The organism is Catenulispora acidiphila DSM 44928 (assembly GCF_000024025.1).
GTDB classification, from domain to species: Bacteria; Actinomycetota; Actinomycetes; order Streptomycetales; family Catenulisporaceae; genus Catenulispora; species Catenulispora acidiphila.
Genome location: NC_013131.1, coordinates 4,066,990 through 4,089,655 on the forward strand (window position 1 = coordinate 4,066,990; position 22,666 = coordinate 4,089,655).

At 69.9% G+C, this 22,666-nt stretch carries 21 protein-coding genes; 14 read left to right on the top strand and 7 right to left on the bottom strand.

The window, feature by feature from the left end:
* Positions 1-122: 122 nt before the first annotated feature.
* The 3 genes from CACI_RS18065 to CACI_RS18075 form a co-directional block, all read right to left on the bottom strand.
* Positions 123-1,229 carry a 3-deoxy-7-phosphoheptulonate synthase gene (locus CACI_RS18065; RefSeq protein ID WP_015792267.1) on the bottom strand — a complete coding sequence of 369 codons (1,107 nt, stop codon included), beginning with the start codon at positions 1,227-1,229 and terminating at the stop codon, positions 123-125.
* 381 nt (positions 1,230-1,610) lie between these two features.
* Entirely contained in the window at positions 1,611-2,435 is an 825-nt protein-coding gene (locus CACI_RS18070; protein ID WP_015792268.1) for a MarR family winged helix-turn-helix transcriptional regulator, read from the bottom strand.
* Positions 2,436-2,590: 155 nt separating this feature from the next.
* The gene (locus CACI_RS18075) at positions 2,591-4,072 is read right to left on the bottom strand and encodes a catalase (RefSeq protein WP_015792269.1); all 1,482 of its coding nucleotides are present in this window, start codon (positions 4,070-4,072) and stop codon (positions 2,591-2,593) included.
* 134 nt (positions 4,073-4,206) lie between these two features.
* Between CACI_RS18075 and CACI_RS18080 the strand changes: the two genes are divergently transcribed.
* Together CACI_RS18080 and CACI_RS18085 are read left to right on the top strand one after the other, a co-directional pair.
* On the top strand, positions 4,207-5,436 hold the full coding sequence (locus CACI_RS18080; RefSeq protein WP_015792270.1) for an MFS transporter: 1,230 nt from the start codon (positions 4,207-4,209) through the stop codon (positions 5,434-5,436).
* A 153-nt stretch (positions 5,437-5,589) separates the two neighbouring features.
* Positions 5,590-6,183, top strand: a complete 594-nt coding sequence (locus tag CACI_RS18085; protein ID WP_190276768.1) for a hypothetical protein — start codon at positions 5,590-5,592, stop codon at positions 6,181-6,183.
* 299 nt (positions 6,184-6,482) lie between these two features.
* Here the strand turns inward: CACI_RS18085 and CACI_RS18090 are convergent, their stop codons facing one another.
* Positions 6,483-7,433, bottom strand: coding sequence for a tetratricopeptide repeat protein (locus CACI_RS18090; protein ID WP_083795754.1), 951 nt, complete (start codon positions 7,431-7,433; stop codon positions 6,483-6,485).
* Between the two features lie 127 nt (positions 7,434-7,560).
* On the opposite strand from CACI_RS18090, the gene CACI_RS18095 reads away from it, so the two are divergent.
* The 11 genes from CACI_RS18095 to CACI_RS18145 all read left to right on the top strand — a co-directional run bounded on the left by CACI_RS18095 (position 7,561) and on the right by CACI_RS18145 (position 17,547).
* Entirely contained in the window at positions 7,561-9,498 is a 1,938-nt protein-coding gene (locus tag CACI_RS18095; RefSeq protein WP_041540311.1) for an NACHT domain-containing protein, read from the top strand.
* Positions 9,462-9,800, top strand: coding sequence for a hypothetical protein (locus CACI_RS49160; RefSeq protein ID WP_041540312.1), 339 nt, complete (start codon positions 9,462-9,464; stop codon positions 9,798-9,800). The genes CACI_RS18095 and CACI_RS49160 overlap by 37 nt, the downstream gene beginning before the upstream one ends.
* 1 nt (position 9,801) lies before the next feature.
* Positions 9,802-10,218: an HIT family protein gene (locus CACI_RS18105; protein ID WP_049871619.1), complete on the top strand. Its 417-nt coding sequence runs from the start codon at positions 9,802-9,804 to the stop codon at positions 10,216-10,218.
* Between the two features lie 139 nt (positions 10,219-10,357).
* On the top strand, positions 10,358-11,116 hold the full coding sequence (locus tag CACI_RS18110) for a DUF4184 family protein (RefSeq protein WP_015792274.1): 759 nt from the start codon (positions 10,358-10,360) through the stop codon (positions 11,114-11,116).
* 40 nt (positions 11,117-11,156) lie between these two features.
* Positions 11,157-11,432 carry a hypothetical protein gene (locus CACI_RS18115; protein ID WP_015792275.1) on the top strand — a complete coding sequence of 92 codons (276 nt, stop codon included), beginning with the start codon at positions 11,157-11,159 and terminating at the stop codon, positions 11,430-11,432.
* Between the two features lie 260 nt (positions 11,433-11,692).
* On the top strand, positions 11,693-12,115 hold the full coding sequence (locus tag CACI_RS18120; RefSeq protein WP_015792276.1) for an SgcJ/EcaC family oxidoreductase: 423 nt from the start codon (positions 11,693-11,695) through the stop codon (positions 12,113-12,115).
* A gap of 5 nt (positions 12,116-12,120) precedes the next feature.
* On the top strand, positions 12,121-12,738 hold the full coding sequence (locus CACI_RS18125; protein WP_015792277.1) for a maleylpyruvate isomerase family mycothiol-dependent enzyme: 618 nt from the start codon (positions 12,121-12,123) through the stop codon (positions 12,736-12,738).
* Positions 12,739-13,077: 339 nt separating this feature from the next.
* Entirely contained in the window at positions 13,078-14,538 is a 1,461-nt protein-coding gene (locus CACI_RS18130; protein ID WP_015792278.1) for an MFS transporter, read from the top strand.
* 197 nt (positions 14,539-14,735) lie between these two features.
* Complete coding sequence (locus CACI_RS18135) at positions 14,736-15,803, top strand: sigma-70 family RNA polymerase sigma factor (protein WP_015792279.1); 1,068 nt, start codon at positions 14,736-14,738, stop codon at positions 15,801-15,803.
* Positions 15,791-16,507, top strand: a complete 717-nt coding sequence (locus tag CACI_RS45730) for a DinB family protein (RefSeq protein ID WP_015792280.1) — start codon at positions 15,791-15,793, stop codon at positions 16,505-16,507. Before CACI_RS18135 ends, CACI_RS45730 begins: the two co-directional genes overlap by 13 nt.
* A gap of 290 nt (positions 16,508-16,797) precedes the next feature.
* Positions 16,798-17,547: an SDR family oxidoreductase gene (locus CACI_RS18145; protein WP_015792281.1), complete on the top strand. Its 750-nt coding sequence runs from the start codon at positions 16,798-16,800 to the stop codon at positions 17,545-17,547.
* A gap of 68 nt (positions 17,548-17,615) precedes the next feature.
* On the opposite strand, the gene CACI_RS18150 is transcribed toward CACI_RS18145, so the two are convergent.
* Entirely contained in the window at positions 17,616-19,043 is a 1,428-nt protein-coding gene (locus CACI_RS18150; RefSeq protein ID WP_041540314.1) for an FAD-dependent oxidoreductase, read from the bottom strand.
* A 277-nt stretch (positions 19,044-19,320) separates the two neighbouring features.
* Positions 19,321-20,025 (bottom strand): MerR family transcriptional regulator, encoded by a 705-nt coding sequence (locus CACI_RS18155; protein ID WP_015792284.1) that lies wholly within the window; start codon positions 20,023-20,025, stop codon positions 19,321-19,323.
* A 108-nt stretch (positions 20,026-20,133) separates the two neighbouring features.
* Here CACI_RS18155 and CACI_RS18160 point away from each other — a divergent pair, with 108 nt between their 5' ends.
* The gene (locus CACI_RS18160) at positions 20,134-20,739 is read left to right on the top strand and encodes a response regulator transcription factor (RefSeq protein ID WP_015792285.1); all 606 of its coding nucleotides are present in this window, start codon (positions 20,134-20,136) and stop codon (positions 20,737-20,739) included.
* A 21-nt stretch (positions 20,740-20,760) separates the two neighbouring features.
* Here the strand turns inward: CACI_RS18160 and CACI_RS45735 are convergent, their stop codons facing one another.
* Positions 20,761-22,608, bottom strand: a complete 1,848-nt coding sequence (locus tag CACI_RS45735) for a sensor histidine kinase (RefSeq protein ID WP_049871620.1) — start codon at positions 22,606-22,608, stop codon at positions 20,761-20,763.
* Positions 22,609-22,666: the final 58 nt, after the last annotated feature.

Consider the following 22,666-nt stretch of genomic DNA (forward strand, 5'->3'; position numbering starts at 1 on the left):
CCGGACTCGGGAAGTTCGTGCACCCTGTGCACCCAGCGTCACACGCATCACGCTATAGCCGGCGAGGCGCCTCGGCACTCTGAATGCGCCCACCGCCCCGCCGGCTCCCAGCGGTACCGGGTTCAGCTCCGCGCCGTGCGCCGGTCGCGGACCGCCGTGGCCATGACCTGGAGCAGTTCCTCGGTCTCCTCCCAGCCGATACACGCGTCCGTCACGCTCTGCCCGTAGCGCAGTCCCTCGAGCGGGCCCGGCTCCTGGCGTCCCGGGACCAGGAAGCTCTCGAGCATCATGCCCGCGACGCCGGTGTCTCCGGCCGCGAGGCGGTTCGCGATCTCGCGGACGGCGAGGCTCTGGCGGGTGTGGTCCTTGCCGCTGTTGCCGTGGCTGGCGTCGATGATCAGGTGCTCCGGCTTGCCTGCCTCGCGGACGAGGTCCAGGGCGGCTCGCACGTCTTCGGTGCTGTAGTTGGGTCCGGTGCGTCCGCCGCGCAGGATGATGTGGCAGTCGGGGTTGCCGGTGGTGGAGACGACCGCGCCGCGGCCTTGCTCGTCCATGCCGAAGAAGGACTGCGCGCTGGCGGCGGCTCGGCAGCCGTCGATGGCGGGCTGGATGGCGCCGTCGGTGGCGTTCTTGAAGCCGACCGGCATCGACATGCCGGAGGCGAGCTGCCTGTGGACTTGGCTTTCGGGCGTTCGCGCGCCGATCGCGCCCCAGGACACGGTGTCGGCGATGTACTGAGGGCTGGTGGGCTCCAGGAATTCGCAGCCGGTCGGCAGGCCGGCGTCCAGTACGTCGAGCAGGACCTGACGCGCCAGGCGCAGTCCTCGGGGGACGTCGTGGGTCCCGTCCATGCCCGGGTCGTTGATCAGGCCCTTCCAGCCCACCGTGGTGCGCGGCTTCTCGAAGTAGACGCGCATGACCACGAACACGTCGTCGCGGTGCTCGGCGGCGGCCGCGGCGAGCCGGTGCGCGTATTCCAGGGCGGCGGCGGGGTCATGGACCGAGCACGGCCCGACGACGACCAGCAGCCGGTCGTCGGCGCCGGCGAGGATGTCGCGCACGGTACGCCGGCTCTCACGCACCAACGCGGCGCGTTTCTCGCCCAGCGGCAACTCGGCCCGCAGGTCGGCCGGTGGGATGAGGGGCTGGAAGCTGGTCACACGCAGGTCACTGGTGGTTTCGGTGGTCTCGGCGGGCTCTGCGGGCGAGGAGGGAACGGGCGAGGGCATCGGAGGCTTCCTGTCTGTGAGGGACGGCAGGAACCCGGTCCGTGCTCAGCCCGGGCCAACCCGCCGTCGAGATGACGAAAGGCAGAGACATCGAGCGTCTCTGCCTTGCTGGCTCCGGGTGTTCGGCAGGTCAGCGCACGCGACCGACGGCTTCACCCGAAGCCGGCGTAAAGCGCGGATAACTGCGAACGACCGTGGACATGGCCCCGACGGTAGCAGACCGCGAACTCCCGCCTCTCATGAAACGGAACTCCGTCCCACTATTCGGTGTCGGTTCCCAACCACCGGCCCGACCGGGCGCTCTTGCTCGCGCGTGCGGACGTCCGCGACACCACGATCGGGCGAACGCCCACCCGTTCGGCCTACCTGCGGCTGGCGCGCTCAGCCTTCGGCGGCCTCCACCGCGGCGGCGATCGGTTCGAGCCCTGCGATCAGCTCATCGAGCTCGTCCGCGCTGAGGACGTCGTACGCGGGCGCCGCCAGCTCATCGGTGAGATCCTCGATCCGCTCCCTGGTCGCCCGGCCGGCGTCGGTGAACTCGCCGGCGTCGTCCACCAGCCCGCGCTCGCGCAACCCGTCGAGGACCGCGGCCAGCCGCGCCTTGGGCAGGTGGTGCAGCCGGCCGAACTCGTGCGCCTTCATGCCCAAGGCGAGCGCCATCAGGACATGCGCCTCGGTGCCGCCGATGCGGTGGGCGAGCAGCGCGGCGTTGTGGCCGTCCCCGCGATGCTCGCGCAGCAGCGTCGCGGCGTGCCAGAGCCTGGCCACCGGCTCCTCGGGCACGGCGAGCGCCCGGAGCCCGGCATACAGCGCCCGCCCCTCGACCGGCGCACTGACCGCCGCTCGGACAGCGAGGTCGAGCACCCGCTCCAGCCCGGGGGAGTCAGCCAGCTGCCCGATCCGCTGTCGCAGCGCGGCGGCACTACCGCGCTCACGAACAGCAAGCGCCTCCAGCGGGCTGATCTTCCCCCAAACCCACGGAATATGACGCGCCACCTCGCCCTCAGCGAAGCTGTAGAAAACCGCGTGCACCACCTCAGCCGGCGCCAAGCCCAACGGCGCAGCCCGTCCCGCGAAGTAGCCGTCCCAATAGTTACGCATGCCCACCGCCAGGAACGCCTCATTCGGCACCTCGGAGAAGGAGACCGCCCCGATGGGCTCGATCAGCTCGGACGTCCGGTGAACCTTGACCTGCGCCTGCGGCATCTTCCGTCATCTCCTGCAGTCGTGACCGCGCCCTCGTGGACGGCCTCTCAGCTAAGCCACGAACGGCGCGGTCCGTATCCGACAACAGGGCAGCAGGCAGGCTACGCAGCCTCAGCCGCGAGCCCACATGATGAGCGAGAGTCGGCGAGGGGTTCCTATCCCCGAGTCGCCGCCACCGCCTGTTCCACGCGCTCGCCGTACTCTTCGTCGGCGGCGCGCAGGTGGGCGATGAAGCGTTCGACGATGTCGGTTCGGTCGATCGCGGCCAGCGGGGCGGCGAGGTTGGTGGCGAGCCGGGCCCGCTCGTCCTGGCTCATCAGCCGGTACAAGTCCCCGGCCTGCCGGTAGTCGTCGTCCTCGCGGTGGGACGGCGTCGCGTGGCTGCCGACCCGGCCCGCGACCTCGCCGCCGCCGACCAGCGGACGGTCGGTCTGGACCGGGCCGCCGAAGCTGTTCGGCTCGTAGTTCCGGTCCCGGGCGCGGCCTCGGTGGGGACCCGGTGTGTCGGCGCGCATGAAGCCGTCGCGGCCGTAGTTGTCCGCTGTGGTACCGCGCGGGCGGTTGACGCCCAGCTGCATGTTGTTCACGCCGAGCCGGTACCGGTGCGCGTCGGCGTAGGCGAACAGCCGGCCCTGGAGCATCTTGTCGGGGGAGGGGCCGATGCCGGGCACGAAGTTCGCCGGGTTGCACGCCACCTGCTCGATCTCGGTGAACACGTCCTCCGGGTTGCGGTCCAGCACCATGCGGCCGACCTCGATCAGCGGGTAGTCCGCGTGCGGCCACACCTTCGTCAGGTCGAAGGGGTTGAACCGGTAGCCGTCGGCGTCCGACTCGGGCATCACCTGCACGTACAGCGTCCACGACGGGAAGTCCCCGGCCTCGATCGCCTTGAGCAGATCCTGCTGGTGGGAGTCGGGCTGCTCCCCGGCGACCCGGCGGGCCTGCTCGCTGTGCAGGTTCGCAATGCCCTGATCGGACTTGAAGTGGTACTTCACCCAGGACCGCACGCCTTCGGCGTTCTCCCACTGGAACGCGTGGGAGCTGTAGATGTCCATGTGCCGGTAGTCGGCCGGGATGCCGCGGTCGCCGTAGAGCCAGGTGACCTGGTGGGTGGCCTCGGGGGTGTGAGCCAGGAAGTCGAAGACGTTCTCCGGCTCGACGGTGCCGGTGTACGGGTCGCGCTTCTGGGAGTGGATGAGGTCGGGGAACTTCATCGGGTCGCGGATGAAGAAGATCGGCGTGTTGTTGCCGACCATGTCGTAGTTGCCCTCCTCGGTGTAGAACCGGGCCGCGACGCCACGGATGTCGCGGGTCGCGTCGGCGCTGCCCAGGCTGCTGGTGACCGCCGAGAACCGGGCCACGACCTCGGTGCGCTTTCCGGGCTCGGACAGGAAGGCCGCGCGGGTGTGTCCGGTGACGTCGGCGGTGACTTCGAAGTACCCGTACGCGCCGGCGCCGCGCGCGTGCACGACCCGCTCCGGGATCCGCTCGCGGTTGAACCGCGCGAGCTTTTCCAGCAGCTGCTGGTCCTGGATCAGCAGCGGGCCGGCCGGGCCGGCCGAGGCGCTGTGCTGGTTGTCTGCCACCGGGGCGCCGGATTCGGTGGTCAGGACGCGCGGTCGGGGTGTCAGGTCCATGATGCTTCGTCCCTCCGTGGTGCGTACGCGGCGGGTGCACCGCGTACTCGCCGCAGAGAGTAATTCAGAACCCTGATATGTCAATCGATCGGACGGGCCGCGCGGAACCCTCGCCTATCGGTACAGTGAGGACAATGGCGACGGAGTCGGCCACCGCCGAGGGCGTCAGCACCCTGATCGGGGCGGACCGTCTGGCCCGCGGTCGCCGTGCGCTGGCTGCGGCGACCTTGGCGAACGCCGTTGGGAACGGCATGTACCTGGCCGTGATGGCCGTCTACTTCACCGGCTCGGCGGGGTTTTCCGCCGCTCGCGTCGGGCTCGGGCTGACGGCCGCCGGGCTGGTGGGTTTGGCGGCGGGAGTCCCGGTCGGCCGCTGGGCCGACCGCAACGGTCCGCGCGAGGTGTACCTGGGGCTCGGCCTGGTGTCGGCGGCGACGATGGCGGCGTACGCGGGACTGCGCTCGTTCTGGCTGTTCTGCGCGGTGGCGGTGGTCGACAACCTCGCGGCGTCGGGCACGCGGGCTGCGCGCGGGGCGTTGATCGCCCGGTTGGCCGGTCGCGATCCGCACCTGTACCGGGCTCGTCTCCGGTCGGTCGCGAACCTCGGGCTGGCGGTCGGAGCCCTGATCGGCGCGGCGGGCCTGGCGATCGACACGCGGGCCGGGTATACGGCGATCCTGCTTCTCAATTCCCTGACGTTCCTGATGAACACGTTGCTGTGCCTGAGGATCCCGCCGCTGCGGTCGATACCCGCACCGCCCGGGCGCACCGCCTGGCCGGTGGTGCGGGACCTGCGCTTCCTGGCGTTCTCCTGTCTCGCGGCGGTGTTGGCCATCCACGACGAGGTGCTGTTGTTCGCGGTGCCGTTGTGGATCGCACGGGTCGGCCACGCGCCGCGCTGGATCGTGGCTGTCCTGTTGTTCGTCAATACTCTGATGGTTGCCTCGCTCCAGGTGCGCATCGGGCGCGCGGTGGACACGATCGCGGGAGGCGTCCGGGCCTCCGTTCGAGCCGGCTGGATCCTTGCGGCGGCCGCGCTGCTGTTCGGCGTCATCGGAACCGTGCCCGGCTGGACCGCGATCGCCATCCTGCTCCTCGCCGCGGCCGCTCACTCCGTCGGCGAGATCGTGCAGCAGGCAGGGTATTCAGAACTCTCATTCGGTCTGGCCCCGGATCACGCGCAGGGGCAATACCAGGGCATGTCGGCGACGTTCAGCGGCGCGGCGATCGCGCTGGCTCCCGGATTACTGGCTTGGCTGTGCCTCGGCGTCGGTACGAGAGGCTGGCTGGTGCTCGCGGGCGCGTTCGCGCTAGCCGGAGCGCTGACCCCGATCGCGGTCGGTGCTCCCGACGCAGCAGGCTGAGATTCGCACGGGTCTGTACTCCTTTATATTCGCCGACTCACAGCGTTCATGCTCGACGGGGGCTGAAAGTCTGGACACGCTCTCCGTGGACGGGAATGCTTCGCACTGATGCGCGCATGAGCGCTCGCCGTAGCAGCAGGGGGAGGGGGCTACGTGTCCTCAGCGAGGGGATTGTCGCCGAATGCGGAGCGTGCGGCGCGGCACCGTGGGGCGCGGCGTCGGCGTCGGGAGCGGACCTCGGTCGAGATGATTCGCGCCGGGGTGACGGCCGGCGTCGTCGGCGGTGTTCCGATGGCGGCCTGGTCGATGTTCATGATGCATCTGTCCGGTCGGGGGTGGTGGACGCCGCTGAATCTGATCGCGCACACGTTCTGGCGCTCGGCGCCGTTGGACGGGACGTTCAGCCTTCTGGCCTCGGTGCTCGGCACCGCGGTGCACGTCGTGGTGGCGGCGGTCTTCGGCATCGCGATCGCGGTGGTGGCCGGACGCCGTCCGAACTCGCGGTCCATGGTGATCGCCACCGGCCTGCTGTTCGCCTCGCTGGTGTGGTCGGTGATGCAGTTCGGCGTCTGGCGCACGCTGGACCGCCAAGCCGCCGCGGACTTCACGCCGTGGGTCATGGCCAGCGGACACTTCGTCTTCGGGATCGGCGCCGCCGCGATCGCCAGCATCCTCGTGACTGATGACGGCGCAGGGTCCGGAGGACGTCAGGACATTGAGAGTCGGGTCAGAGCTCGATCCGCGTGACATCGTGCCGCGACGCGGGGTCGGCGATGAGTCGCGCAACAGGGGGGAGGAGGGAGCGCCGTGGCACTGATGCGTGCGGTGAAGCGCTTGCGCAGCGTGTGGCTGAAGAAGCTTTCCCGCGAATGCGCTGGCTGCTGGAGCCGGGCAACGCGATGGCCGAGCTCACCACACCGACCTTCGCGGTTCAGCTTGCCCTGGGCTCCGATGCGGACCGACAGATCATGCTGTCCCTGGTGTCGCCGATCCGACGCGTATCGAGGAGTTGCTCGCCGACCCTGCGCGGCCGCCGAACGGCGGCGTCAAGGCGAGGTGGTTTCCCGGGCTGAACTTCTCGCGGCCAGGCGATCTTTGATCGCCTTCGACTCCTCTCCGGCGGCGTGGGCCTCGTCGTGGCGGCCCAGGCCTGACAAGCGGTTGCTCAGGCTGTCGAGGAAGCGGAACAGGTGGCCCTCGTAGACGGGGTTGTCCGTGGCCAGGCGGCGGTAGATCGTCACCGCCTCATCGAGGGCGGTCAGTGCCTCCTGCTCGCGGTGGACCCCTGATAGCCGGTCGCACAGATTGGTCAGGGCATGAGCCAGTCCGGGTTCGTGGGCGGCGGGATCGTCCGCGGCCAGGCGGCGGTAGATCTCCACCGCCTCCTCGACCGGAGTCAGCGCCTCGTCTCGACGCAGTACCTCCGCGAGCGCGATGCCCAGGTTGCACAGGGACTGCGCTAGGTAGGGCTCGTAGACGGCGGGATTGTCCGCGGCCAGGCGGCGGTGGATCTCCAATGCCTGCTCGAGGGAGGACAGCGCCTCATTCACGAATTCCGTCATGAACATATGACGGCCCAAGGTGGTCAGGGCGCCGGCCAGGTAAGGGTCGTAGACGGCGGGATCGTCGGCCGCCAGCTGCCGATAGAGCGCCACCGCCCCGTCGAAGGCGAACAGCCCTCGATGCCGTTGGCCCGTACTCGTCAGCCATGTCCCCACATCAGCCAGGGCGCGGGCCAGGTTGTATTCGTGGTCGGGAAGTCCTGGGGTGAGGATTGCCGGCTCGGGGGCGCCGAGTCGACTGGCGGGGAGGTTGCCGCCCAGCGCGCTGTTCACAGCTCGCAGAACAGTGCCGAGTCGCTCCACGTCAACATGCGTCGGCCGGCTCAGAGCCGCACCATCGGCCCAGTGCTCGCCCGCGCCGTGGAGCAGGTGCCGCAGTGCATGAGCCGTCATCTGGTCCATGTCGATGGTGACCATCTCAACATCCATATCCATGGTCAAACCATAGGCCTAAGAAATAGCCCGGATCGGATCGCTGACTCGGCGCATTTAATTGCCAACAGGCACCATCGCGGTGGCCTAGTCTTGTCGCAGGATTCTGATATTTCCCCCGGGGGGAACCGTGGCGGTCCGGGTCTACCGTGATTCCAAGCGCATCCGCGACGTGGTCGGCGTGTTCGCCTACTTCGCGGCCGGTGCGCTGTGCGTGTACGTGGGCAGCTTCCTCGTCGGCCATCCGCCGGGCAGCTGGGGGCGGATCCTGGACGATCGCAAGGTTCCGCTGATCGCCTCGGCGGTGGCCGGCGTCATCGGCAAGGGTCTGCACTGGCGCACCGTCGTGCCGATCGCCGACGACAAACAGCGCAGCGTGACGTTGGCGAACGCGGCGTCTGAACTCGGCGACTTCCTGTACCGCCAGGCCTCGCGGGAGCTGGATATGCGCGGGCTGGACCGGTCGGCGCTGCTGGAGGTCCGGTGGCAGCCGAAGGTCCAGCGGATCGGGGCGCCGGGGCTGGCCGACCACGGTCCGCTGGTCCGCACGACGCTGGCGGGGGTGGCGGCGCGGTTCGTCACGGACGGGCTGTCCCGGGTGATCGTGATCGGGAGCGATGCCAGCGGCAAGTCGGCTCTGGCTCTGCACTTGCAGCGCGGGCTGATGGACATGACCGCGCAGGCGCGCGGCGAGCCGTTCCAGATGGTGCCGGTCGTGTTGCCGCTGGCGGGCTGGCATCCCGGCGAGAACCTGGAGCGCTGGGCCGCGGGCCGGCTGCGCGAGATCCACCCCGCGCTGGCGTTCCCGGTCCGGATCGGGCGGCACAAGCTGACGATCGCCGACGCGCTGCTGGCCCGGCACCGCGTCCTGCTGATCCTCGACGGCCTGGACGAGCTGCACGAGCGCTGGCAGTGGGAGGCCTTCGTCCAGGTCAACGCGCGCATGGGGCGCGGGCTCCCGCTGATCGTGACCTGCCGGTCCGAGGCCTTCGCCCGGAACCTGCCCGCGATGTTCGACGTCGCCAAGCCGGACGATCACGGAGCGCCGCAGGGTGCTGCGATCATCGAGCTGCTTCCGCCCGAGTTGGCGTCCGTGGAGACGTATCTGAAGTACTTCGCGGCCGCCGATAAGAAGGAGAAGCTGTGGGATGAGGCATTGAAGCAGACCTCTTCGCCGGTCCTGGCGGCGTTCCAGGAAGCCTGGCGCAGCCCGCTGATGGTCTGGCTCACGGCCCAGGTCTTCCGCTCCGAGCCCGAACGGTTCCGGGAGCTGGTCGAGGACCCGGACAAGGGACCGGACACCTGCGCGAAGGTCGAGGCGCACCTGCTCAGCAACCTCGTCGAGAAGGCGATCGAGCACGATCGGGGCCAGAACGAGCGGCGCAAGCGCTCCGAGGGCAACGCGGCGCGCGAATACGACGCGGTGACGAAGCGCTACGTGGCCGAGGCCCAGCAATGCCTGTCCTTCCTGGCCGCCTGGGTGACGCCCAAACCGGGCCAGGGCACGGTGATCCCGCCGGGCAAGACCTACGACATCGCCTGGTGGCAGCTCGCCAACCAGCATCGGGCTCGCCGCGTGGTGAGCGCCTATGCCTGTTTGATGGCGCTGCTGTCCGGGACGGCGGTGGCGGTCGGTGTGGGCTTGGCGCTGTGGAAGCATCAAGGTCATGCGATGGCCGTCGCATGGGCTGCTGTATCAGGGGTCGTGTTCACCGCGGGGCTTGGGTTCTTGTACGTCAAGGAGAAGCCGCCGCCGAAGACCACTCAGTTCAAACGCACATCGAGCCTTCGCGAACCACTTCGCGCGGGCTTTTATACCTGCGTCGTCGCCAGCCCGGCCGGGTACTTCCTCGAGGGCAGCTGGCTTGGAGCCTTGTGGGACCTGGAGTCGCCTTCTTCATCACGCTCGCCTACGCCTATAGCTCCCCGACCGTCGATCCGGAGAAGGTGGAGTCACCGATCGCGCTGTATCGGCTGGACCAGCAGCACACGTATGAGTTCAGCTTCGTGTACGGCGTGCCGCTGGGAGTCATGTCAGGCTTCTACTACGGCTGGCCGCTGGGCGTGACCATGGGAGTGCTGGCGGCCGGCGTCGGCGGCTTCTCCTACGGCCTGATAGAGCTGGCCGTCTACGAACGCGTGTCCACGGGACTAGTCGCATGGCTGCGCTTCCGCGTCGCGCATTTCTGGTTGTGGCGCCAGGGAATGCTGCCGTTCGAGCTGTTCACAGTGCTCGAACACATGCACCGGCTGGGGATACTGCGGCGCAACGGCGGCCACTATGTGTTCAACCACAGGAGGCTGCGCGAACAGCTTGTCGAGGACTACTACGCCGGTAGTCCTGGGGACGATGAGTACGGCGGTGCCTAGGGTGCGTGAGAGCGACTGCGTCTTCTGCGAGATCGTGGGCGGTCGGGCTCCCTCCTACCGCGTCCTTGAGGACGTGCACGCCGTGGCGTTCCTGAACATCAGACCTGCCGCCCCGGGCCACACGCTAGTCGTCCCGCGTGTCCACGCACGCGATATGTGGGAGATCTCAGAGGTCTCCCATGGCCACGTCGCCGCGATGGCGCATCGAGTCGCCGCGCTGCTGAACGCGACACTCGCTCCCGACGGCGTGAACGTGAAGCACAATACGGGCGAGGCCGCCGGCCAGGACGTCTTCCACTTTCACGCGCACGTGGTCCCGCGCTGGCATGGCGACAATCTGCGGCTGGCATGGAATTCGCCGTTAGCGCAGCCGGCTGAGCTGGAAGAGGTGCTGGAGCGGGTGAGCGCCGGCCGGTGAGCTTCTGGCTGGAGCGTGTTGACGCGTCTGTGAACGGTGGCGGTGGCGGTGTTGGTGCTCGCGTCGCGCGTCTTCGATGCCTGGTGCGAGCGGCGGACCTGATGTCCTGCATACAGCGGTTCTGCGTAGGGTGATCCTCGTGCCGTTCACCCTTGCGCATCCTGCGGCTGTGCTGCCGTTGACGCGTCGTGGTCGGGCGCGGGGCGGGTTGGTCGGCTCCGCGCTGGTCTTCGGGTCCATCGCGCCTGATGTCCCGTACTTTGCCGGGGCGTTCGGCGTCGGCGATCTCGCGCATACGTGGGCGGCTGTGCCGACGCTTGATCTGGGGATCGCGTTCGTGCTCGCTGGTGTGTGGCATCGGGTGCTGCGTGCGCCGCTGGTGGGTCTGCTGCCGGTGCGTTGGGCCGCGGCGGCGGATCAGCTGACGGCGCCTCGGGAGCGGCGGGTTCGGTTCTCCTCGGTGTCGTGGTTCGTTTTGTCTGCCGTCATCGGCACGGTCACTCATGTGGTGTGGGACGGCTTCACCCACCCCGGCCGCTTCGGGGTCCGGCTGTTCCCGGTGCTGCAGAATGCCCGTGTTCTCGGTGAACCGCCGTATGTCCTCCTTCAGTACGGGTGCTCGGTACTGGGTGTCGGAGCGCTCGGGTTCTGGACGGTCCGGGAGATGCGCCGAGCCGTACGGTCGGGCACGAGCGCGGCGCCCCCCGCGGGCAACCGCCAGCTGGCCTTCGGTCTGATCGCCGTGTCCGCCATCCTCGGCACCGCCTACCGCGCTGCTGAATGGGCCCATCCGGGCATGCCCTGGACCTCGCTGGTTCCCGTCCTCGCCTTCGGCGCGGTCGCCGGCGCGGCGATCGCAGTCCTTCTCTACTCACTGCTGATCCTTCGCCGACTCTGAGCTACGGTGCTACGGCGCTACGGGACAGATAACGGGCCCCATGAGAAAAGCTCACGGATGGACGGCCGACGACGTTCGCGGCCACCTGGACATCGGCGAATGGGAGTTCGCGCTGGCCATGCTTGTCGACGTCAGCGACCAAAACTCGCAGTCCGTGCGCTACCGGCAGCTGCTCGCGGAGGTGGCAGACCTCCTGCGCCTCGATCGAAGTGTCGCCTGGTGCCATTGGCGAGCCTACGAGGCGGTCAACGGCGTGATCAGCACCGACCTTGCGCTCGCAGCGCCCGAAGGCGGCGGACGCCAGTGGCGCCGCTGACCCCGTCGCTATGGCGACACCTCAGGCCGGGGGACGTGATCACGATGCACGAGCGAAGGCTCGCGACGGGCGTGGGCGAAATCGTCAGAGTCCTGCCTTCTGCCGACGTTTTGTGAGGTGGCGGTCGGGCGGACAGGCAATTCTGAAGATGTCAGCAGCCTGGTGGCGCTTCGAATATGAGCTACGCGGCCGTGTACGCGGCGTCGCGCGGCAGATCACCGAAGCAGTCCACCGAAGCAGTCCACTGAGAGGCGACAGACATGACGCAGACCGTTCCGGAGACCGCGGCCGACACCGCTGCGGTGCACGCGCTGCTCGACCAGCTTGAGACCGCCTGGGCCGAGCACGATGCCAAGAAGTTCGCGGACTTGTTCGCGCCGACCGGCACGGTGGTGCTGCCCGGCGACATCCTGATGGATGGGCGGGCGCATATTCAGGGTTTCATGACGCAGGCGTATCAGGGTCCGTACAAGGGGACGACTGTCACCGGCCGGGCGCTGGTCACGCATTTCCACAGCTCGGAGTTCGCGGTCATGGTCACCGAGGGCGGCGTGATGGCGCCGGGGGAGACCGAGGTCGCTCCCGAGCGTGCGATTCGGGCGACGTGGGTGTGCGTGAAGATCGACGGCCAGTGGCTGCTGGCGGCCTATCAGAACAGCCCGCTGAACCTGCCGACGGCCTGAGCGCCGTGGACGCCTTCAGTCACATCGAGGCTGAGCGGTTGCGGGTGGCCGACGCGCTCGAGGGCGTCGCGGAGCACCAGTGGCCGTTGCAGTCGCTGTCGGTCGGCTGGTCGAACCACTTCACGCTGGCCCACCTGGTGGGCAGCTCGCAGGTCAACTTCCCGAAGGCGATGCGGGCGATGGCCGCCAGCGGGTTCAACTTCGGCCGGATGGTGAACAAGCTCAACGTCCAGGCGGCCCAGACTCCGTCGGCGCAGCTGGTGACGAAGCTGCGGGAGCTGGCGCCGTCGCACGACCACCCGCCGGGGCCGGCTGTGGCACAGCTGCTGGAAGTGGTCGTGCACGGCGAGGACATCGCGTACCCGCTGGGCGTGAGGATCGACCATGACGACGCCGCGCTCGTGGCGGCGGCGAACTACGCCAAGAAGGAGCAGATGTTCGTCGGCGTCCGCAAGCGGATCGCGGGTCTGCGGTTGCAGGCCACTGATCTGGACTGGTCGGCCGGCGAGGGTGCTCTGGTGGAGGGACCGCTGCGGTCCCTGGTGCTCGCCATGTGCGGGCGCAACGCGGCTCTGGACGCGCTGTCGGGTCCGGGGGTCGCGGTACTGCGCAGGAGGGTCTGAGGACCTACCGGTCCGTCGGCCTAGAGCAACCTCCTGCTGACCGCGGAGGGGATCCGTGGAACGGGTCCCCTTCCTGCGTCTTCGCGTCCGCGCGCTTACCTCGCCGCGGGACGCATGGGGCGGGGGAGCGCGGTGAGTTTCGCGGGCACGTCAAGTCTTCATCTCAACGCTCGGCCGAGGAGCCGGCGGCGGCTATCCCCGTCGTGGGACGACGAGCTCCTCGGCCAGAGCGCCCCACGCATTCACACCAATCGGAGCGACCATGAAAACTCTGATCTACCAGGGGTGCCGACCCTCCGCCGCGCGGCGCGTCGGTCCTGTCCCGCCGGCAGGTTCGCGATGAGCGGCACGGCGATCACGCTGCCTCAGCGCAAGGGCGTCGTGGGCTGGACGCTGGCGCTGGCCGCGCTCGGCACCTTCCTGCCGACGCTCGACATCGTCGTGGTGTCCACGGCCCTTCCGACGCTGCGCACGCACCTGCACGCGAGCCTGTCGGACCTGGAATGGACCATCAACTCCTACAACCTGGTCTTCGCCGTCTTCATGCTCACCGGCGCGGCGCTGGGCGACCGGTTCGGCCGCAAGCGGCTCTACGTCACCGGCGTGACCATCTTCACCGCGGCCTCGCTGGCGAACGCGCTGGCGACCACGAGCGGGGAGCTGATCACCTTCCGGGCCATCCAGGGCATCGGAGCCGCCATCATCTTGCCGCTGACCGTGACGCTGGTGGCGGACGTGATGCCGGTGGAGAAGCGCGCCATGGCGATCGGGTTGCTGGGCGGGGTGACAGGGCTCGGCGTGGCCGCCGGACCGGTGGTCGGCGGAGCCATCGTGGAGGGCATCTCCTGGCAGTGGATCTTCTGGCTCAACGTCCCGGTCGGCATCGTGATCGCGATCGGCTCGGCGGTGTTCCTGCGGGAGAGCAAGGGCTCGCGCACCTACCTGGACATCCCCGGTCTGGTGCTGGCCGGCGCGGCGATGTTCGGCCTGGTCTGGGCCGCGGTGCGGGGTCCCTCGATCGGCTGGCGCACCGGCGAGGTGGCCGTGAGCCTGATCGGCGGCCTGGTGCTGATCGCCGCCTTCATCCTGTGGGAGCAGCGGACGAGCACGCCGATGCTGCCGGTGTCCTACTTCCGGAACCGGGGCTTCAACGGCGCCAACTGGGCCAGCTACTTCATGCAGATCTCGATCATCGGCTCGCTGTTCATGATCACCCAGCTGTTCCAGATCGGCATGGGCTACTCGCCGATGACCACCGGCGTCCGGATCCTGGTCTGGATGGCGATGCCGATGCTGGTCGCGCCGCCCGGCGGCATCCTGGCCGGCAAGCTGGGCAACCGGCCGGTGCTGCTGGTCGGCCTGACCCTGCAGGCCGCCGGTCTGGCCTGGCTGGCCGAGGCGGTGCACGTCGGGGTCGGCTACGGCTCCATGGTCGGCCCGCTGATCGTGGCCGGCATCGGGATCTCGCTGTGCTTCCCGGTGGTCTCCAACGCGATCGTGGACTCCGTACCGTTCGAGGAGATCGGCGTGGCGAACGGCGCGAACAAGACCTTCGTGGAGCTCGGCAGCGTCTCCGGTGTGGCGATCCTGTCCGCGGTGTTCGCGAGCCAGGGCGGCTACGGCTCCTCGGCGGCGTTCATCGACGGCTTCAAGCCGGCGATGTACACCTCCGCCGCGCTGGCCGCGGTCGGCCTGATCGGCGCGCTGATGCTGCCTCGCGGCAGCGCCGCCCAAGCTCTGCAGCAGCAGGCGCAGCTGAAGCAGGTGGCGCAGGCCGAGCCCGCCGCCGAGGGGGTGTGAGAAGGCTCCCGGTCCGGCGCCCCTGAGGCGCCCGTGGCCGTGCCGGCGCCCCGCCGCGCCGGCACGGCCACCGACATGCCCGTTCCGAATCCGTCGCGCCGGAGCCGGTGAGTTTCGCGGTCGAGCCGAGTCTTCATCTTCCAGGGATGACCACGCCCGCCGGCGCGACACCGGTGGCTGGACGCGAGGACGACGAGATGATCGACACGAACGCCCCGCCCGTGCGGTCCCCGCGAGCCGACGCGCAGTGGACTGATCCGGCGGCGCCGCGCGACGACGACGAGTTCGTCCGCCGTGCCGACCCCTACCGGCGCGAGCTGCTGGTGCACTGCTACCGCATGCTCGGCTCGGTGCACGACGCCGAGGACCTCGTGCAGGAGACGTTCCTGCGCGCGTGGCGCGGCTACGACCGGTTCGAGGGCCGCTCCTCGCTGCGCATCTGGCTCTACCGGATCGCGACCAGCGCCTGCCTGACCGCCCTGGAGAACCGGAGTCGGCGGGTACTGCCGACGGGTCTGGGCGCCCCGGAGAAGGACGCCGAACGTCCCCTGCTGACCGTCGCGGGCTCGGAGGTGCAGTGGCTCCAACCGCTGCCGGACGCCCTGGCGAGCGACCCGGCGGCGATCGTGGCGGTGCGGGATTCGGTGCGTCTGGCGTTCATCGCCGCGTTGCAGCACCTGTCGGCCAAGCAGCGCGCGGTGCTGATCCTGCGCGACGTGATGGACTGGCACGCCGCCGAGGTCGCGGACCTGCTGGACACCACGACGATCGCGGTGAACAGTGCACTGCGACGCGCCCGGGCCCAGCTGGAGAAGGCCGCGCCGAGCCACGACGAGCTGACCGAGCCGGACGACCCGCGCCGCCGGGACCTGCTGCATCAGTACACGACCGCCTTCGAGAACGCCGACGTCCCGGGGCTCCTGCGGCTGCTGCGCGACGACGTCGTGCTGGAGATGCCGCCGAACCTGGCGTGGTTCGACGGCCGCACGGCGGTCGGGACGTTCCTGGGCGCGAACGTGCTCGGCAGGCGGGCGTTCACGATGGTCACGACCGCGGCGAACGGACAGGCGGCCGCCGCCGGCTACCTGGCCGGGCGGGACGGGCGCCGGCACGCGCACGCCATCCAGGTGCTGACCGCCACCTCCTCGGGCATCTCGCACATCGTCTCGTTCAACGACCCGGGCCTGTTCGCCGCCTTCGGTCTGCCCGCCGTCCTGGACGGTGCGCAGCACGGCGTGGCCAGTGCCGGACCATGGCGGGGCTGAGGCTGTCGGACAGCCTGCTGGAGCAGGTGGCCGCCTACACAGCCGAAGCGGTGTCGACGGTCACCATGGAGGACCTGTCGGCGCCCACGCCCTGCGCGCAGTGGAATCTGCTGACCCTGATACTGCATTTGAACACCTCGCTCGGGGCGCTCATTGAGACCTTTGAGGACGCGGGCTTCACGGAGGGCGACCGGGTGGCGGGAACCGGGACGCCGGGAGCCGGGACCCTGGGGCTGCTCGACCACGACGGCGGTCCCGGTTTCGGCGGCGAGGGCGAGGGCTTCGGCGGTCTCGACGGCTTCGGCGGAATGGACAGCCTCGGCGGCGTCGACGTTCCCGACGACATCGGCGCGCTGCTCAGCACGGCGGTGCTGTACCGGACCGAGCGGCTGGTGCGCATCCGGGCGGCGGCCCTTCAGCACGGGGGTCCGGACCTCGTGCTGGTGGGCGGCCGTCCGTTGACGTGCGACACGGTGGCCGCGATCGGTGCGGTCGAGATCGCGGTGCACAGCTGGGACATAGCCCGGGCGTGCGGCAGGATCCTGCCGCTCCCGGACGCCCCCGCCGCGGAGTTGCTCGAGCTGTCGAGCCTGATCGTGGACGGAGCCGGGCGGCGCGGACTGTTCGCCTCCGCGGTGACCGCGCCGCCGCAAGCCGGTCCCGGCGACCGGCTGATCGCGCTGCTCGGTCGCGCACCGCGCTGATCGCGCGAGCCTGATCACGCGAGCAATCACGCCTCGGGCGGACCTGATCGCGCGAGCATCCACGCCTCGCGCGCGGCGAGCCGGCGCGTCCGGCGCGCACCATCCGGCGCCGAAATCCGTAAGCCCCGCCGAACTCGTCGGTCCCTACCCGGTGATTTCTGGACCTCGACGCGGTCTTCATCATCAGCGGGTGACAGACCCCCGCGGCGCCCGGTGCGTATCAGGCGCCTCACTCCACGTCCCCGCCGTGAAGGCGGGTACCTCCGTCACCGAGAATCAAGGAGCCTCCCATGCCGACTCAGGACCTTTCCGGGACCACAGCGCTCGTCACCGGCGCGACGAAGGGGTTCGGGCGCGCCGTGGCCGCGGCGCTGGTCGCCTCCGGCGCCCGGGTGGTCGCCGTCGCGCGGGACCAGGAGGCGCTGGCCGGCCTGACCGAGGAGTTCGGCTCGGCTGTCGTGCCGGTGCAGGCCGACGTCGCCGACCCGGTGAGCGCCGGCCGCCTGCTCGGTGAGTACCGCCCGCGCACCGTGGTGCTCAACGCCGGTACCAACCCGCTGGCCCGGCCGCTGCAGATGCACACCTGGGAGTCGTTCAGCCGGCCCTTCGAGGTGGACGTCAAGCAGGCGTTCCACTGGTCCCGCGAGGCGCTGCTGCTGCCGCTGGAGCCCGGGAGCACCGTGGTGGCGGTCTCCAGCGGCGCCGCCATCAACGGATCCCCGCTGTCCGGCGGCTACGCCGGCGCCAAGGCGACCGTGCGTTTCGTGTCCTCCTACGCGGCCGGGGAGGCCGAGCGCGCCGGACTCGGCATCCGCTTCGTGTCGGTGCTGCCGATGATGTCGCCGCTGACGGCCGTCGGAGCCAACGGCGCCGCCGCCTACGCCGCTCGCCAGGGCGTGCCGCTGGCGGCGTTCCTGGAGCGCATGGGCCCGCCGCTGACGCCGGAGCACGTGGGCAAGGCGATTCTGGACATCGCCTCGGACACCTCCTTCGACCAGCCGGCCTATCTGCTCAAGCCGACCGGCCCGGCAGCGCTCTGATGACGGTGAAGCGGCGACACCCGCCGGGTGCCGCCGCTCGAATGCGCCGGACGTGTGTGCGTCGGGGGCTAAGCCGCTTCCGTCTCTCCCACTCCGGAAGCCTGAATGGTGTCGATCGGCGGCGGAGCCGACACCGTGGTCACCACGGTCCCGACTCCCGCCTGCGGCTTCGGCTTCGGTGCGCGCAGGACGCGCAGCATCATGGCCGGTGTGAGCAGCCGTTGCGGCCCGTCGATCAGCCCGGCCACCCGCAGGAAGGCGCCGGCGAGCACGCCGTCGCTGGCCGCCGCGGCTTGGAGCTTGGGGACGTAGGCGTTGGCCATGCGCACCGCGAACGTGCGCTTGCCCTCGACCTCCGGGAAGGACAGGTCGCCGCCGGCGGAAACGCTCCAGGGAGCGTTCTGCGCCTTGGCCACGGCCTTGAAGTACGCCCTGGGCTCGGCGGCGCCCCGGCGCAGCAGATCGCGCAGGATCGTCGCCTCGACGGCCGCCATCGACATCCCCTGGCCGTAGACCGGGTTGAAGATGCAGGCCGCGTCGCCGATCACCAGCAGCCCGCCCGGGAACCGGGACATCCGCTCGAACCGGCGCCGCCTGCTCGCCGGGAAGGAGAAGCTGAACGGTCCGTTCACCGGCTCGACGTCCCGGATCGCCTCGTACACCTCCGGCACCGGCAGCGACCGGGCGTACTCCCGGAAGCCCTCGATGTCCGTGGGCGGCTTCTGCCCCAGGATCCCGGTCAGCGACACCGACGCCACGCCCGGCATCCGCGCGAAGATCGCCCCGCGCGGATTGTCCGGCGAGGCGACCGGGATGGAGGCGATGTCGGTCCCGAGCAAGTCCTCGGAGCGCGGGATGGCGAAGTCGGCGCTGGTGTAGGTCAGCCCCATCTTCACCACCTCCTCCGGCACCGCCGGGTAGCCCATTTCCTCCAGCCAGCGGCCGGTCCGGGAGCCGCGCCCGGTCGCGTCGATCACCAGGTCCGCGGTCAGTGTCTGCTCCGCGGAGTCGGCGGAGCGGCCGCTGACCCGGACCCCGACGATCCGGTCGCCGGCGGCGTTCGGCACGAGGCCGGCGATGTCGGTCTGCTCCAGGAAGGTGATCCCGGCCAGCTCCCGCACCCGCTTGCGGACCTGGGACTCCAGCAGCGGACGGCCCGCGCCCACGCAGATCAGCCCGGTGGGATCCGGCTTGAGCCGAGACCCGCCGAAGTACCAGCGCAGGTCCGAACCGAAGTCGCCGATCGACGCCCCGCGCGCCACCAACTCGTTGGTCAGCCCAGGGAACAGGTCCTCCAGGATCCGCTGGCCCCGCGCGAGCAGGGCGTGGATGTGCGATGCCTGCGGCACCGCGCGGCGCGGCCCGACCGCGCCCACCAGATCGTCGCGGTCCACGACGACCACCTCGGCATAGTGTTCAGCCAGCACCCGCGCGGCCAGCATGCCGGCCATGCTCCCCCCGAGCACCACCGCGCGCCCGCCTATCCCGTCCTCCATCGTCACTGCGGCACCTCCGGTTCCACCTCGTCGTCGTGTTCGTGGTTGTCTGCCGCTGGCCGGCCGGTCATCCCGGCCGGGGTGCCGCTGTGGCTCGCGGTGTGCGGTCGATAGGTGTTAAACATCGCGGTAGCGGGCTCGCGGATGCTTCTCTGCCCTTGCCGTGTCGGCACCGTCATCGGTGCAATCCCGGACACGACCACGCAAGCCCTCCCAGCGATAGAGCTCCCAGCTCACAGCGGGCGGGCCGGCCGGCGAACGATGAGATGTACGGTCGTTACTGAGAGGTAGCGTCCAGGAACACATCAGTGAGCATCGACGCGCCCTCGGCCGGGGCGCGCACCTCCAGATGAACCCGCGGGCCGTCCAACAGCAGTCGAAAATCGAAGAACGGGCAGCAGCGCTGTTCGGCGGCAGCCAATTCGGCCAGAACCGCGATGCGGTCGGTCGGCACGGTGAGCCGTATCCCGTGGTCGACGTGCTGTCGGACCGCGCAGTCCAAGGCGTCCCGCCACTGCGCGGTCCGCTCGCCGATTGCCTCGCCGGTCAGCGAGCAGGCCACCGGGGCAGCGGCGGCGGGGGAGAGGAAGCCGCATTCGGGACCGCAGGGACCGGAACGGTCCGGTAAGGCGTCGAGGTGGTCCAGCGCTGAGTGCAAAGTGCACGTGAGCGCCGCCAGGTCGGCTGCCCGCTGCTCGGCTTCGGCCACACGCGCGGCAAGGCGCGGCCGAAGATCGGCTTTCACCTCCGCGCACGCCCCGGACTGCCAGACCGCGAGCAGTTCTCCGATCTCCTCCAACGGCAGCCCCAGGTTCTTGGCGGCGCCGATGAACGTCAGCCGGCGCACTGCGTCCTCGCCGTAGACGCGATAGCCCGCCGCGGTCCGATCGGCGGTGAGCAGCCCGGCGTCCTCGTAGAACCGCAAGGTCGTGGCCGGAACGCCGGTCCGTTCCGCGAGCTGGGATATCCGCATCGTGGTCATGACGCGACCGTAAACCTTCGACACGACTCGAAGGTCAAGCTGCGGCTGCGTCCATCGGCCACCGTCCATCGGCCGCCGCAGTCCGGTCCCAGCGGCGAGAATGGCGCGGTGATTCGGATTCTCTTCGCCGAGGACGTCGGCATCCTGCGCTCGGCGCTGCGGGAGCTGCTGTCCTTCGAGGAGGATCTCGACGTCGTGGCGGAGGTGGATCGGGGGTCGGCGATCCTGCCTGCGGTGCTGGAGTACCGGCCGGACGTGGCGGTCCTCGACATCGATCTGCCCGAGCTCGACGGCATCGAGGCCGCGGCTCTGCTGCGGGACCGGGTTCCTGAATGCAGGGTACTGATTCTCACCGCGCTGGCGACGCCGGGCCACCTGCGGCGCGCGGTCCAGGCCCGGGTCGCGGGGTTCGTCTCGAAGGAACTCCGGCCGGCCGAGTTGGCCGAGGCGGTCCGGACTGTCGCAGCGGGTGGACGGGTGGTTGATCCGGCGTTGATGCTGGCCGCTTTGGAAGCGCAGCCGAGTCCGTTGTCCCAGCGCGAGACCGAGGTGCTGCGTATGTCGGCGACCGGCGCGCGGCCGTTGGAGATCGCCGGCCGGCTGTTCCTGAGCCACGGGACGGTCCGCAACTACCTCGGGTCCGCGGTCGCCAAGCTCGATGCCAGGAACCGGATCGACGCGATCCGGATCGCCGAGGAAGCGGGCTGGCTCTGACGGCGCGGATGAGCGCGGCGGTCAGTCGATCATCGCCATGTGTCCTGAGGACAATTGGGCACGCAGCTCGAACGTGCCGTCGGCATAGTTCGCAGCGGCGGTCAGCCGCCCCTCGACACGACGCGCCAGATTCTCCAGTCCGTTCCCAGATCGCGCGCTGTCCGTGTGCTCGACCACGCCGTCGTTCAGCACCCTGATCCAGACAGAGCCTTCCTCGTCGACGACAGAGATCTCACAGCGCCGTGCCACGCTGTGCCGCAGCACATTGGTGACGGCTTCGCGCAGAATCAACGCTCCGACGGTGTCGGAGTCATCGGCCAACGGACCAGCCTGCAAGGTCAGGTCGACCCGGATACCGGCGACCTCCAGCAGATCCCGCGCCGCCACGGCTTCGGCGGCCAGGCGCAGCCGAGTCCGGTCGCCGGTCACGTCTTGGAGTTCCAGGATCCCGTCCCCGACCACCTCGATCAGCGCCCCCACTTCGTCGGCGGCGCGTGCCGGGTCCCGGTCGAGCAGGCGCACCGCGAGTTCGCCCTTCAACGCCACGGCCGAGAGCCGGAACCCGAGGACGTCGTGCAGGTCGCGGGCGATGCGCGTGCGCTCGATGAGGACCGCCGAGGCGGCGATCTCCTGCCGGGACCGGCGCAGCACGGCGACCAGGTCGGCGAGCCGGGACAGGCTGTACACCCAGACCGCGAGGATGACGTCGCCGACCAGACCGGTCACGCCGTGCAAGACGGAATCGGCCGCCGCGGCCAGCATCCAGTAGTGCCCGCCGATCAGGACGGCCACAGCCGCCCAGGACCACGGCGGCCGGACCCGGACCAGCACGGTGCCGATCAACAGTGGCAGAACCCTGCTCCACCCGTCGGCGTTCAGGAACAGCAGCGGCACGAGGATCAAGGCGGTCTGGGCAGCCAGGACGATGCGCGTGGGCTTGACGGCGAACAGCACCGCGAGGGCGGCGATCAGCGTCCACGCCACAGCCAATCTGTCGGATCCGAGCGGGAACAGGCCGCCGGGCGGGGAGGGGTACAGGTTGTTCATGACGAGCCCGCACTGGATCAGCGCGACGGCGACCATCGCGATGCGGGCCACGCGCGGCGATTCGATCGGGGGCGAGCCGCCGGCGCCCGGGTTGCTCCGGTAGGAATCGGCCAGGGCCCGCACCTCGGCGAGGGTGCTCCGCGCGCTCTCGGAGGCGGCGGCGACGTCGCGGCTGGCTTCCTCGCGGTCCTCCGCCGAAGCTCTGCGCAGCCGGAACAGGATCGCCTGCAGCCTGCGGCCGATGACGTCGCGCAGTTCGCCGTCGACGCGCGTGCGCTCGCGCAACTGCGCCAGCCGTGCCGCCTCCTGCTGCGCGATCCCCAGGCAGCGCACCATTTCTACCAGGGTGACCAGGCTGAAGACGATCAGCGCGTCGTCGGCGGTGACGACCTCCCGGTCGACGGTGGCGGCGACGACGTCGGGGACGTACATCGGCGCGTTGTCCCCGAGGTGCACCGCGTACGCGCCGACGGCCAGCAGGATCACGGCGAACAGCGGCCAGCCCACACGCGGCGGGAACGCGCACAGCACGCCGGCCGCCAATGCCCACGGAACCCAGTCCCAGTCGTCGCTGACCACCGCGAACGGCAGGACGGCGGTCACCGCGAGCCCGGCGACCAGCCAAATCCGAGTCCTGAGACTGCGTCGGCCGGCGATGATCGCGGCCAGCAACGGATAGGAGAGCCCTGCCAGAGCGATACCGGTCCACCCGGAGCCTTGGTCCCGGCCCGAGACCACGCGGACGAAGAGGATCGCGGCGAACACCGACCACAGCATGACCCGGGCCACGCGCAGCCGGCGCGCGTTCACCGCCTCGTCCACGCACCCACCCCGTCGATATGCGAAATGCATGTCCTCCCCATGCGCGGGCACACTACCG